This is a genomic window from Marinomonas sp. (genome assembly GCF_039940335.1).
Lineage (GTDB): Bacteria > Pseudomonadota > Gammaproteobacteria > Pseudomonadales > Marinomonadaceae > Marinomonas.
In genome coordinates this window covers 65,128-78,092 of sequence record NZ_JBDVGW010000008.1, presented here as the reverse complement: position 1 = coordinate 78,092, position 12,965 = coordinate 65,128, and the positions used below count along the sequence as shown (strand labels likewise).

Sequence of the window (12,965 nt, the reverse complement as noted above, 5' to 3'; positions counted from 1 at the left end):
ATGATGTGCTAAAGCTTCAAACAGGAAACGAGTGTTCGTCGCTAATGAAATAAGCGACTACAGATATTGTGAGGGCAATCTGTGAATGAAAATTTAGATTTACTCGAAATAAACTGGAATGATTTAAAGTATTTTCTAGCACTGTGGCGATACGGGCGCTTGTCATTAGCTGCTAGCAAGCTGGGTTGTACTCATGTAACGATTGCCAATCGGGTTGAGCAATTGGAAAAAGCAATTGATACCCGACTTTTTTATCAAAACAGTAAAGGCTTCCATTTAACCAAAGCAGGGGAAAACCTCATTCCATATGCCGAGAAATGTGAACGTACATTACGTTTGGCAAATGAGAACTATCGTAGCGGCAAAGAGATTCGTTCCAAAATTCGCATCGGCGTAACCGAAGGTTTTAGTAACTACTATCTTGCGGATCGATTGCCAGTTTGGGTAAAGGGTAAAGATATTGATATTGAACTGATCTCTCTGGCAGGGGTCACCTTTATTACCAGTGGTGAAGTGGACATTAGCATCACCATAGGTCCGCAGAAAGGCTCGAACATCATTCAAAAAAAGCTCACAGACTATACCTTGGGACTGTTTGCTGCCAATGAGTACTTGGCACTGAACAAAGCAATACAAAAGAAAGCGGATCTTGAGAAGCATGCTTTTATTGGCTATATCGAAGACCAAGTATTCTCCGATCTATTAAAGTATCAACATGAAATATCTCCAGATTTGCAACTGATTTATAAATCCACCACGATACACACCCAGCGCAAAGCCGTGCGGGCAGGATTAGGGGTTGGTGTATTGCCACACTTTGTCGCCTACGGTGACCCTGACTTATCCCCAGTACTACCGGATTTTTTGTTGCATAGGGAGTTGTGGATATCGACCAGTAAAGATCTACACCAATTTAAAGATTTAAAGCGCACTTGGGACTTTATCTTGAGTGCTTGCACAGAAGAAAAGTACCGCTTTATCGAGTGACTCGCCCTGTATGAGTTTGCACGACAAAGCTGTCGTGAGGCGTTAGGAATAAAAATGAGAAAGACAGATAAAAAATTAGAGCAACAATTGCAAAAGGCACTGACTCAAGTTTGCGAATTGGCTCTGGAAAAATATATGGGTTTTGAATGGCTGACTCATAGGGTGAATTATAAGGCCTTTCCTAGCAGCTTAAAGATAACTTGTGTATTTGATAGCAAAGAACATGTGCAAGCCTTTCATCAACAGGAAGGGGCTAAAGCATTGAATGCGGTGATTAAGGCCAAGTTACTATCCATCAACATCGCCTTGCCAAAAATCGATAAACACGTTGTTTATGATAGCGAGGAGCAATGTCGTCATACCCATGGCGGTAATTGGGCCGCGCGCTTATCAGCGTCTCATTAGGGTTGCCAGCTCATCCTACCGCTAGACCATTTCGCTTATAAAGCTAAGGGGCGAACTCAACAAACCAGTAATATGAGTAGCCTGTAAGCAAGGCCGGCACGGTGGAATAAAGCGTGGCCAATAATGCCGCTCTTGGGGCTAGGGCGATGGCTGGAAACAGAGCGTCGCCGTCATTGCTGATAGCATTGGCAAGTTGTGCCGACAGAGGGATCGCTCCTTGCAGATACAGACCTGTCACCATGATTTGTGGCCCACAGCCGGGTAATAAGCCAATAATCGTTGCCACTAAGACACTGGTGCTGCCCCAGTTTTTTAGGGCGTCTAAGAAACCATCCCCCATAAAAAATAACGCCAACTCAAAAATCAAGAAGGCCACCACTACCCAGGTAGTCACAAACTGAGTGTCTTGGGCAACTTTTCGAATCCAATGCTTAGGCAGTGCATTATCGTTTTCTTTAGCGATAATCGCATAGCCGTCACCCTTGGTAGAAAGTGCCCAGAGTAATAAACAAATAAAACCGGCGAGGGCTCCGATAAGTTCTACTGTGTTGGCGGGAAAATTTAATAACGCGTTCACCTCCACTTGGAAGGCAATCAGTATGGCGGTGATGCCAGCAGGAATTAATAATAAGCACCAGAAGGATAGGCTCAGGCGATTTACCCAAAGATCCATTTGTTCATCTTGCTTTGTCGTTGGGGTTGGCTGAAAGTGAACGGGTTTGGAGTTGTCTTTTTTCGGTGCCGGCAAAAAGTATTCACATATCAATCCCGAAATGATGCCCACAAAGACACTAATAGAGAGGATGAGCACGGCATCATCGGGTTTTTGGCTAATCAATAAGAAGGCCGCATCCCCCATGGTACTGGTGAGGACAGCAACCACGGCACCAAAGCCAATTTTCCCTTGAGTGTATTGGGTAATAATGATGATAGCGCCACCGCAGCCCGGTAAAACGCCCATGAAACCTGCAAAAATAATTTCTCGATGCGACTTACTCTGTAGCCATTGATTCAACTTACTGGTGTTTAGGTTGTGGCTTATGCTGTAGTAAAGGCTTAGCGTCAACGCGACAAAGGCGGATACCTGTAAAAAAGCTTCCGCTAATACCGTTAACACTATTTCATTTAAGCTAGGCGTTAGCAGAAATACCAGCAATAACAAAGGAATGGCCATACGCATAGAAACAATGCGCTGCTTAAAAAAAACGGATTGCTTGTTGGAGGTGATAATTTTGGAAGACACGTCAATCCCTGTGTGTAAATGATATTTATTATCGTTCTCATTCGGTATCTATTGCAAGTACTCTTGTCTAGAAAAGCGAAATTGAATTGGTTAAGCTGGTTTTAACTTTTTAGCCAAGAGAGGAGTGATCATGAATAGACGTACATTAGAGCACCTTGTATTCATCGTAATATTTTTCTTGGGCTCTATGGTGTCGCTGGCGGATACTCTTCATCATTTAGATTATGCCCAAGTTGAGAAAGTGGTGACTCGCCAAAGTACGCAAACCCAATGGTGTTTTGATGTGCAAGTTCGCCATAGGGATGAGGGCTGGTCTCACTACGCAGATGCTTGGCAGGTATTAGATAGCGAAGGTGAATTATTAGCAGAAAGAGTGCTTTATCACCCTCATGTGGAGGAGCAGCCCTTTACTCGTAGCCTGTGTAATATTGAAATTCCAGAGCAAGTTGATCAGGTTCATATCAGAGCGAAATGTAATCAACATGGTTTCGGAGAGTCTTACTTGGTTCACCTTAATCGGTCTTGAAGAATGTAGAGAAAACTTTAATTTTTAGGTGAGTAGGAGCGTTAGCATGCTGAGTTGTCATCAATACGATTACATTGAAATGATGTGTACCTTTCAATATCCCCTACAGGTGATGTTGAAGACTTCGCAAGTTCGTCATGTGAAAGCCTTAGATACCGCCCGCAATGATCAGAATGAAGAATGTTTAAAAGCACTTGAAGAAGGCAAGGTCGTGCTGATTCGTTTGGATGATATCTTAGAGATACACAGTGAAATCAAAAATCCTTATTTTGAAAGCGTTTCTTTTGCATGATTTTTAATCTCTCAAACTCAGTCAAATAAAAGGATGCATTATGTTATGGACAGTTGTAGTAGCGACACTTTTTGCTGGCTTAGCCATGCCACTTGGCGCGTCCATCGCCCGTTTTGAAAGAATTGGCGTTGATTGGCTAGAGCAAGAGTTTCGTCATTCTGTCATCGCTTTTGGGGGCGGAGCACTGCTTTCTGCAGTGGCTTTGGTGCTGGTGCCAGAGGGTATTGAACATTTGTCACCCCTTATGGCGTGTTTTTACTTTCTGCTAGGAGCCTTGAGCTTTATGGGGTTGGATATTTTACTCTATAAACTTGATACTCCTGCCAGCCAACTTGCCGCCATGCTGTCTGACTTTATTCCGGAATCCATTGCATTAGGGGCGGCTTTTGCGATTGGCAGCAGTAGCGGCTTGGTACTGGCATTACTCATTGCTTTACAAAACATACCTGAGGGTTTTAGTGCCTATCGTGAACTGAGTAGTAAGCCCGCCTTTCGAGCCAATAAACTGATTATGATATTTTGTATGATGGCCTTGTTTGGCCCGATGGCAGGCGCTGCTGGCTATTATTGGTTAGCAACGCGACCGGAAATTCTCTCCGCCATTATGTTGTTTGCTGCGGGAGGCATTCTGTACTCAATTTTTCAGGACCTTGCCCCACAAGTAAAACTAGAGAAACATTGGGCCCCCCCAATGGGAGCAGTGTTGGGTTTTATGTTGGGCATGCTGGGTTTTATGCTGACCGCCTAGTATTACCCCTTTAAAACCAGTCGTTCAGCCACGTCGTAAATGAGCGATATAATTGACGCTCAGGACTCCCGTATTGGCAGAATTCAGGGCATGATAGAGCCTAAAGTGGAATGACTGTTAAATTCAGGAGAAAGCTATTGAAAACCATGGCGCTAATTTTATTCTGGCTATTAGGTGTGGTGTGGGGCAGTAATTTCATCTATATGAAATGGGCCTCTGAATACATCAACGCACAGCAAATTGTATTGCTTAGGGTGGTTTTTGGCTTTATTCCAGTGCTGCTCTATGCGCTTTTTAAAAGAGAGTTAAAAACAGCCCACATAAAACATGCCGGGCACTTTTTTGTCATGGCCTTGATTGCCACCGTAGTTTATTACTATGGATTCGTAAAAGGCGCTTCTTTACTGCCTTCTGGTATTGCCGGTGTGCTCAGCGGGGCGATTCCGATTTTTGCCTTTTTGATCGCCATGTTAGTACTGCCGGAAGAAAAGGCCACTTGGCGCCGAGTAATAGGTATTGCCATAGGTTTTGTCGGCATCGTTTTGATTGCTAATCCTTTTTCCTCCGACGTAGCCAGTACCGATCTGGAAGGGGTGTTTTACATGGTGGTCGGTTCTTTGAGCGTTGGCGTGTCTTTTATCTATGCAAAAAAATTCATCACGCCTCTGGTGATACCAGGCGCCGCACTGACAAGTTACCAGCTGGGTTTTGCTTTGCTGATTTTGCTATTCTTTACTGATCTTAATGGCATAGAAGACATTTTTGAATCGACTCATGTAGCGTTAGGAGCAATCATAGGTCTAGGGGTTTTAGGCACAGGCTTAGCTTATCTTATTTACTATTATTTGATTGAGCAGCTTGGTGCGGTAGCCGCCTCATCTGTTACCTATATTCCCCCTGTTGTGGCGTTAGCCATTGGGGTTTTGTTAGTGGGTGAAGCCATTAAATTGACCGATTACCTTGCCGTGTGTCTAATATTTATTGGTGTTATATTGGTAAATAGAAAACAAAAAGCTCATGGGAAATAAAAAATCTGAGATTGTTTTGTCAATCTTCATACATCAGCGTATATCATGCATTGAACTGATTTTTATCTCAATGAACTGAAATTTGGTAGGAAGACCTCATGGAAAGTTTACGCGCTCAAATAGGAAATATTATTTTGCTGGTGGCTGTGCTGGCGGTAATTGCCGTGGCAATCATGATGCTTGGCGCTCGATTTAATTTATGGTTACCAATTGTAGGTTTTGGCTTGGTTCGCCAATATATGAACCCATTGGGTTATGCTGTGCTGGCTTTAGGTGCGCTAGGGGGGCTTTACCATTTGTTTGCTGCCAACCGAAAAGGCATGGTGAAAACAATACTGGCAGCTCTAATGGGGGTAGGGCTTCTACTACCAATGATCATAGCGACTATTTCGCCACCACCAAGAGTGCCACCAATTCATGACATCACCACTAATACCCAAACACCGCCAGAATTTTTAGTGCTAGATGACACTCGTGAAGGTGCGCGCAACAGTTTGGCGTATAGTGGTCCAGAAGTGGCGGCCATGCAGCATCAGGCTTACCCAGATATCGGGCCAATTATGGCGTCTACCACCCCAGAGCAAGCCTTCCAAAAAGCCTTGTCGGTCGCCAAAGATATGAATTGGACAATTGTGGCTGAAGATTCGCAAGCTTATCGCTTTGAGGCCAGTGCTAAAACGTCACTGTACCAATTCGTTGATGATGTGGTAGTGGTGGTTTCGCCAACTGAAAATCAGGTGCGAGTCGATATTCGCAGTGTTTCTCGTATTGGCCGGAGTGACCGAGGTGTGAATGCGGCTCGAATTCGTGCATTCGTGAGCGCGTTTAATCAAGGTTAATCGAATTTTGCATTAGGTAAGATAAAAAAGACCCGCTAACTTAGCGGGTCTTTTGCTTTAGGGGCTTAGTAAGCGCCAGCGCTGTATATCAGCTCATAGCTGTGGCTATAAACTTCTAAGATATTGCCAAATGGGTCTTCCATATAAATCATGCGGTAAGGTTTTTCGCCTGGGTAGTAGTAACGAGGCTCAGCCATGCGCTTTTTACCGCCAGCGGCAACGATACGGTCCGCTAATTCTTCTACATTAGGGTCTTGAACACAAAAATGGAAAATGCCGGTTTTCCAGTATTCAAAGTTGTTTTCAGGATTTTCTTGGTTTTTAAATTCAAAAATTTCGACACCAATTCGATCGCCGGTAGACAAGTGAGCGATGCGAAATTTTTGCCAGTTTGCACCAAAAACATCCGTACACATTTCCCCAATCGCACTGTCGTCTTCGACTATTTCAGTGGGCTCCATGATCAAGTACCAGCCCATTACCTCTGTGTAGAACTTAACAGCGGCTTCTAGATCCGGTACTGAAATACCAATGTGTGAAAAGCTTCTAGGGTAAGCTGAACTCATGCTCTAACTCCTTTGTTCGTTGTTGAATATAGAGCTAGGTTACAAGTGGCTATAAATTGAGTAAAATTATCAAATATCATAATAATGAGTATTTTTTGTAATGATTAATCCGGTTTTCTTACGTAGCTTTTGTACTTTGGTGGAAACGGGGCATTTTACTCGAACTGCAGAGCGATTATTCATGACTCAGTCTGGGGTGAGTCAGCATATACATAAGCTGGAAAGCCAATTGGTTACGCCATTGCTGATTAGACAAGGCAAGCAGTTTACCTTGACGGAAGCTGGTGAGCGCTTATATCGAGAATCCCTATCAATTCTTAAAGCCTTATCTGAGTTAGAAGTGCAGGTGGGTAACGACCCGGAATATGAGGGCGTTGTGCGGATTGTTTCCCCTGGGAGTATTGGGCTAAAGCTCTACAAACAATTGCTTAATTTACAGCAGAAGCATCCGCAGCTGATCATAGACTATCGATTTGCCCCGAATCATGAAGTCGAACGCTTAATTGCGGATAACAAGGTGGATCTAGGTTTTATGACGTGTCGACCCTCTCGACGAGATGTACAGATTCAGCCTTTAGCTCAAGAAGAGCTATTGCTGGTCACAGGGAAACAAACACCGCAAGTACATTGGCAAGATTTACAACGTTTAGGCTTTATTGATCATCCAGATGGGGCTCATCATGCAGCACTCTTGTTAGGGGTTAATTTTTCTGAGTATGAGCAAGATCAAGCATTTCATCACAGTGGTTTTTGCAACCAAATTAGTTTGATCTTAGAACCTGTGTCCTTAGGCTTGGGTTTTAGTGTGCTACCTCGCCATGCTGTAGAGGCCTATGTGGGGTTGGAAAAATTATGCATACATCAGTTAGATACAAAAGTTTACGAACCGATTTACTCAGCAACGTATCTCAATAAAGTGTTAACAAATCGTGTTAAAACGGTACTGAAAGCAGCGGAGCAATGTTTAAAATAGAGCCATCTAGTAAAGTCAGCGCAGCTTAAAAATAGAGAGTTTCTGTATTGTTGAGTTTTGCTAATAACAATCCCTCGTAGCGGAGCAGTAATGTCATGATTTTGGTTCGACGTAAAGAAAAGCAGTTATCAGGAATACTTAAGCGAATAGAAAATAAGCCCGCTTTACAAAATCAAAGTGACACTATTGAAGCGTTGCATTACTCCTTTATTGATAGCGTTAATGTGGATTACTCACAAGGAGCGCGTTTATATGGTGTATATCATCATTATCAAAATGGTCTTCAAGGAGACTACTCTGTTTTTGTGGGAACAGATACGCACTACATCGAAGAGAGACAACCTTTAAGTAAAATGACGATACCTGAAGGCAAATATTTGGTCTTCTCTGGTCATGGTGAAATGCCAAATGTCGTAATGGATGTCTGGCATAGTATCTGGCGTTATTTTGAGCAACCGGATTGTAAGTACGATCGAGCATTTGATGTGGATTTTGAGTATTACCGCAGCAAAAATACCGTAATCGTCTATATCTCGGTCACTGACAAGCAACTTTCTGTACAATAACCTGGTCGCCAGTCAGGCCTTTTTACTGGCGTGCTCCACATTCCATACTATCCATTTTTGAAACACATTCACTGTTTTCAAGCAGCGAGCCCTTTAGACATTGCCTTCCAAATTAGCATGGAAGCCGTTTTTTAGCGCTCTATGATCGCCTCCATCGCTTTCTTCACTTCTTCTTTCTCGAGACTGCTTATTATAGTGTTAATAAATAAGCGCTCTGCATAAAACGAATGATCAGGGTTAGGCTTTTGTGCCAATGAGGTGTTTCTGCGATTGCTGTTTTAATTCGAGTTCTGAGTTGACGAAATTAAAGCTTAAATATATTGTATCCAATATCCTAAAAAATTAATGAATCATCATAATTGAGTGCTTTTAAGTATCGCAGGGTAGTCTCTGGCCTGTGAAGCTGGCTCATATTGTTAATCAACAGTAGCAACCAACTTAATGAATATGTAAGGGTAATAATATGAACAAGGATATATTTTACGGTGCAATTCCAGCTCTAATGACACCTTGTAAAGCAGACCGCACACCAGATTTTGATGGCTTAGTGAGTAAGGGCTTACAAATGATGGAAGCTGGTATGTCCGGTGTGGTTTATTGTGGCTCCATGGGAGATTGGCCACTTTTGACAGATGAAGAGCGAATGGAGGGCGTGGAGCGTCTAGTCAACGCGGGGATTCCTGTTTTGGTGGGAACGGGGGCTATCAATACCAAGTCTGCCGTGGCTCTAGCGGCCCATGCTGAAAAAGTGGGCGCTGCAGGTTTAATGGTCATTCCCCGAGTACTGTCACGAGGCTCTGTTATTGCGGCCCAAAAGAACCACTTTAAGGCGATTTTGTCAGCGGCACCCTCGTTACCAGCGATCATTTATAATAGCCCAGTGTACGGCTTTGAGACCCGTGCAGATGTGTTCTTTGCGCTTCGTGAGGAACATAAAAACCTTATAGGTTTCAAAGAGTTTGGTAGTAAAGAAGCGATGCGTTATGCGGCTGAAAACATCACTTCAAAAGAAGAAGATGTGCTGCTTATGGTGGGGGTTGATACTCGGGTTTATCACGGTGTGGTGAACTGTGGTGCGACAGGCGCTATTACCGGGATTGGTACCGCACTCCCTAAAGAGGTGCTGTTACTTATCCAATTAGCAAAAATGGCGGCCGCTGGGAATGTTGAGGCAAGAGTACGAGCGCAAGAGTTAGAAGAAGCCATGGCGGTGTTGGCGAGCTTTGATGAAGGTCCTGAACTGGTCTTGTTCTTTAAGTATTTATTAGTATTAAATGGTGAAAATGAATATCGTTTGCATTTTAATGAAACCGATGAGCTAAATGAAGAGCAGCGTCGGTATTGTGAAACACAGTATCATTTGTTTAAAACATGGTTCTCAAGCTGGGTGCAACAAGGCGGAGTAATTAGCGAATGTTTATCATAGACAGCCATACGGAAGGAGAGCCAACCCGCGTTATTTTGGATGGTAGCCCAGACCTAGGTACTGGATCGCTTAGTGAGCGGGCCGCCTTACTTGAAGCAGAACATAAAAATTTTTATCGATCTGTTGTCCTTGAACCCTATGGCCAAGAAGCCATGGTCGGAGCGTTATTAACGCCTGCAACGGATGCTGAGTGTGTTACTGGTGTGATTTTCTTTGATGGTGCTGCAGTAATCGGTATGTGTGGTCATGGCACAATCGGAGTGGCAGCAACGCTTGCTCACATGGGGCGAATTTCGATTGGCACCCATAAAATTGAAACCCCTGTCGGCGTTGTGGAAGTCACATTGACGGATAAAAATACCGTTACCGTAAAAAATGTCGATAGCTATCGATTTCAGCAAGCGGTTTCAGTCGATGTGAAGGGCATCGGTAAGGTAACGGGTGATATTGCTTATGGAGGGAATTGGTTCTTTATGGTGGATGATAGCCCTACGCCAGTTGTCCCGAGCAACATACGCAGCCTAACACAAACCAGTATTGCTATCCGAGAAGCCTTGTACACCGCAGGTATCGAAGGGGCTAATAGTGGCGTGATTGATCATATTGTACTTTATGGTCCCGCCTTAATGTCCAATGGGCATTCAAGAAATTTCGTACTCTGCCCTGATGATGCTTACGATAGATCTCCTTGTGGAACAGGTTGCTCAGCTCGCTTAGCCTGTCTCGCGGCTGATAATAAACTAGCCTGCGGAGAAAAAATTTATCAAGAAAGCACTATTGGTAGCGGCTATACCTTGAGCTATGAGCGATCCAATAACCCAGCTTCTCCATCTGGTGCCATTATACCATCGATTACTGGACAGGCTTTTATTACCCGTGAAGCAACACTTATATCGAATCCAAGTGATCCATTACGTAAAGGAATAGTGCTTGCATAAGGGGGAGGCTACAGGAGCGAGTATGAAAGAAAAAGCGGGTTGTGATGTCATTGTCGTTGGTGCAGGTATTGTCGGTATCAGCATCGCATTAAAGTTACAAGCGCAAGGTAAGCGTGTATTAGTTGTTGATCGAAAAGGGGTCGCTTCTGAAACATCGGCGGGTAATGCAGGGGCTTTTGCCTTTAGCGATATTATTCCTCTAGCGACACCCGGTATTATGCGCAAAGCGCCAAAATGGCTGTTAGACCCTTTAGGACCTTTGTCTATTCGGCCTGCTTACGCTTGGCAAATAATGCCTTGGATGTTGAAATTTTGGCGATCAAGTTGGCAAGATAAATATCAAGCCGCTTTGGCGGCACAGGCAGAACTGATGTCTTTTTCTAAGGCAGCGTTAGAGCGACAAATCGCCGCTGTGAAAGGAGATGCCTTGATTCGACGAGAGGGACAGTTACAAGTTTATGAGGGCCTAGAGGAATTTAAGGCAAGTCTTGCTGATTGGAAAATTCGAAAGGAACATGGCGTGGTGTTTCAATTTCTAGAAAACCATGAGGCAATCGCTGCGATTCAACCCGGAATCCATCCGCGCTTTAGCCATGGCGTATTTACTCCTGAATGGATGAATGTAGTGCATCCAGAAAAATGGACGCAGCACCTCGCTGGGGCTTTCGAAGGTTTGGGCGGGAGGGTTTGTATCGCATCCATTAAAGCAATCGAGCCCAGTAATGAACAAGTGATTGTCCTGTGTGAAGATGGTGAAACTCTAATCGCGAGTAATCTTGTGCTAGCGGCTGGTGCTTGGTCCAAGCCGTTGGCTCATTCACTAGGAGATGACATACCTCTTGATACTGAGCGTGGTTATAACACCACGCTTTCTACTGAAAAGTTTGAGTTAAAAACGCACTTAAGCTTTAGTAATCATGGTTTTGTGGTGTCTAAAGTAGGCGACGATATAAGAGTGGGAGGTGCGGTTGAGTTGGGTGGTTTGTCGTTAGCTCCGAATTATAAACGTGCAGAACTGTTGTTAAATAAAGCGGCTAGTTTTTTACCAGGGTTGCCCAGCAAAGGCGGCGTTCAATGGATGGGCTTTCGCCCTTCAATGCCTGACAGCTTACCAGTGATAAGCTATGCCAGTCGAACAAAACGGGTGATCTATGCCTTTGGTCATGGTCACCTTGGTTTGACCCAGTCGGCAGGCACAGCAGAGCTGGTAAGTAGTTTACTTAGCCAAGCAACACCAGAGATTAATTTGATACCTTTTTCCGCTAAGCGCTTTTAATCGCCTTAAATACTTTATCGAGTGTAATGACATAGCTAAAACGGAACATAATTTAAATAATGGAGGGCACATGAGTGACAACGTAACCTTGAGCTTAGCGAGTATGCGAGAGCTAAGTGAAAGTATATTAATGAGTAATGGATTTAATCAAGATCATGCCCAAGCGATTACCGATGTAATTTATGCCTGCCAGCAAGATGACTGTCATTCCCATGGTCTTTATCGTCTCTTAATGTGTGTGCAAAGTATTCAATCGGGGAGAGTTGATGGTCAAGCCAGTCCTGAGGTCGTGGACGTCGCGCCATCAGTCGTAAAAGCCAATGCCAACAGTGGTATCTCATTACTGGCTTTTAACGCCGCATTACCCATGTTGATTGAAAAAACTAAACAGAATGGTATCGCCGCCTTGGCGATTAATAACTGCTACCACTTTTCCGCCCTTTGGCCGGAAGTTGAGCGACTTTCTGAGGCAGGTTTAGCAGCTATTGCTATGGTGCCTAGCCATGCTTGGGTGGCGCCTGCTGGTGGTTCGCGAGGTACGCTGGGGACGAATCCTTTTGCTTTTAGTTGGCCAAGACAAGGCAAGCACCCTTTTACTTTTGACTTCGCCACCAGTGAATTTGCCCGAGGAGAAATTGAGCTCTATCGCAGAGCAGGAAAAGCACTTCCTGAGGGCGTGGCTATCGACGCTGCTGGTCATCCTACAACGGATGCTGAAGCGGCTATGCAAGGCGCCATGTTGACGTTTGGTGGTTATAAAGGCTCTGCCTTGTCCATAATGATTGAGCTATTGGCGGGGCCACTCATTGATGATCTAACCAGCAAAGAGAGTATGGCGTTTGCACAAGGAAAACCAGAAGCGCCTTTTCATGGTGAAATTTTAATTGCTTTCAACCCAGACTTATTGAGTGGTGGCCATACAGAGCGTAATGATGAAAGGGCTGAGCGTTTATTTGCTGACATTGTTGATCAAGGAGCACGTTTGCCCTCTCAGCGACGCTATATCGCCCGAGAACAAAATATTCAGCAAGACGCAGTAAGTATTCCTCGGGCGTTATACGAAGATATTTTGGCGCTTCGCAAAGCTTGAAATGGTTTCGTCAAGAGACTTTATCGGTTCTACGAAGCAGCAAAGTACATCAAAGGGATGTC

The 12,965-nt window shown here is 44.2% G+C and carries 15 protein-coding genes; 13 read left to right on the top strand and 2 right to left on the bottom strand.

Features of this window, described 5'->3' with window-relative positions; genetic code table 11:
• The first annotated feature begins 81 nt into the window (after nt 1-81).
• Both ABJF92_RS05545 and ABJF92_RS05540 read left to right on the top strand, forming a co-directional pair.
• The gene (locus tag ABJF92_RS05545; protein ID WP_446814825.1) at nt 82-987 is read left to right on the top strand and encodes a LysR family transcriptional regulator; all 906 of its coding nucleotides are present in this window, start codon (nt 82-84) and stop codon (nt 985-987) included.
• Between the two features lie 54 nt (nt 988-1,041).
• Nucleotides 1,042-1,392 carry a Fis family transcriptional regulator gene (locus ABJF92_RS05540; protein WP_446814824.1) on the top strand — a complete coding sequence of 117 codons (351 nt, stop codon included), beginning with the start codon at nt 1,042-1,044 and terminating at the stop codon, nt 1,390-1,392.
• A 43-nt stretch (nt 1,393-1,435) separates the two neighbouring features.
• On the opposite strand, the gene ABJF92_RS05535 is transcribed toward ABJF92_RS05540, so the two are convergent.
• Nucleotides 1,436-2,635 carry a putative manganese transporter gene (locus ABJF92_RS05535; protein WP_446814823.1) on the bottom strand — a complete coding sequence of 400 codons (1,200 nt, stop codon included), beginning with the start codon at nt 2,633-2,635 and terminating at the stop codon, nt 1,436-1,438.
• Nucleotides 2,636-2,765: 130 nt separating this feature from the next.
• Between ABJF92_RS05535 and ABJF92_RS05530 the strand changes: the two genes are divergently transcribed.
• The 5 genes from ABJF92_RS05530 to ABJF92_RS05510 all read left to right on the top strand — a co-directional run bounded on the left by ABJF92_RS05530 (nt 2,766) and on the right by ABJF92_RS05510 (nt 6,068).
• The gene (locus ABJF92_RS05530; protein ID WP_446814822.1) at nt 2,766-3,161 is read left to right on the top strand and encodes a hypothetical protein; all 396 of its coding nucleotides are present in this window, start codon (nt 2,766-2,768) and stop codon (nt 3,159-3,161) included.
• 46 nt (nt 3,162-3,207) lie between these two features.
• A complete protein-coding gene (locus ABJF92_RS05525) occupies nt 3,208-3,453 on the top strand; it encodes a Rho-binding antiterminator (RefSeq protein WP_446814821.1) in 246 nt (81 codons plus the stop codon).
• A gap of 40 nt (nt 3,454-3,493) precedes the next feature.
• Nucleotides 3,494-4,201, top strand: a complete 708-nt coding sequence (locus ABJF92_RS05520) for a ZIP family metal transporter (RefSeq protein WP_446814820.1) — start codon at nt 3,494-3,496, stop codon at nt 4,199-4,201.
• Between the two features lie 146 nt (nt 4,202-4,347).
• Nucleotides 4,348-5,229 (top strand): DMT family transporter, encoded by an 882-nt coding sequence (locus ABJF92_RS05515; protein WP_446814883.1) that lies wholly within the window; start codon nt 4,348-4,350, stop codon nt 5,227-5,229.
• 98 nt (nt 5,230-5,327) lie between these two features.
• Nucleotides 5,328-6,068: a DUF1499 domain-containing protein gene (locus ABJF92_RS05510; protein ID WP_446814819.1), complete on the top strand. Its 741-nt coding sequence runs from the start codon at nt 5,328-5,330 to the stop codon at nt 6,066-6,068.
• Between the two features lie 65 nt (nt 6,069-6,133).
• On the opposite strand, the gene ABJF92_RS05505 is transcribed toward ABJF92_RS05510, so the two are convergent.
• On the bottom strand, nt 6,134-6,634 hold the full coding sequence (locus ABJF92_RS05505; protein ID WP_446814818.1) for a lactoylglutathione lyase family protein: 501 nt from the start codon (nt 6,632-6,634) through the stop codon (nt 6,134-6,136).
• A gap of 100 nt (nt 6,635-6,734) precedes the next feature.
• Between ABJF92_RS05505 and ABJF92_RS05500 the strand changes: the two genes are divergently transcribed.
• The 6 genes from ABJF92_RS05500 to ABJF92_RS05475 all read left to right on the top strand — a co-directional run bounded on the left by ABJF92_RS05500 (nt 6,735) and on the right by ABJF92_RS05475 (nt 12,903).
• Nucleotides 6,735-7,607, top strand: a complete 873-nt coding sequence (locus tag ABJF92_RS05500; protein WP_446814817.1) for a LysR family transcriptional regulator — start codon at nt 6,735-6,737, stop codon at nt 7,605-7,607.
• 95 nt (nt 7,608-7,702) lie between these two features.
• The gene (locus ABJF92_RS05495; RefSeq protein ID WP_446814816.1) at nt 7,703-8,173 is read left to right on the top strand and encodes an effector binding domain-containing protein; all 471 of its coding nucleotides are present in this window, start codon (nt 7,703-7,705) and stop codon (nt 8,171-8,173) included.
• A 463-nt stretch (nt 8,174-8,636) separates the two neighbouring features.
• A complete protein-coding gene (locus ABJF92_RS05490) occupies nt 8,637-9,599 on the top strand; it encodes a dihydrodipicolinate synthase family protein (protein WP_446814815.1) in 963 nt (320 codons plus the stop codon).
• Complete coding sequence (locus ABJF92_RS05485; RefSeq protein ID WP_446814814.1) at nt 9,587-10,537, top strand: 4-hydroxyproline epimerase; 951 nt, start codon at nt 9,587-9,589, stop codon at nt 10,535-10,537. Before ABJF92_RS05490 ends, ABJF92_RS05485 begins: the two co-directional genes overlap by 13 nt.
• Nucleotides 10,538-10,559: 22 nt before the next feature.
• Complete coding sequence (locus tag ABJF92_RS05480) at nt 10,560-11,813, top strand: NAD(P)/FAD-dependent oxidoreductase (protein ID WP_446814813.1); 1,254 nt, start codon at nt 10,560-10,562, stop codon at nt 11,811-11,813.
• A gap of 70 nt (nt 11,814-11,883) precedes the next feature.
• Nucleotides 11,884-12,903 (top strand): Ldh family oxidoreductase, encoded by a 1,020-nt coding sequence (locus ABJF92_RS05475; RefSeq protein WP_446814812.1) that lies wholly within the window; start codon nt 11,884-11,886, stop codon nt 12,901-12,903.
• The last annotated feature ends 62 nt before the right edge of the window (nt 12,904-12,965 follow it).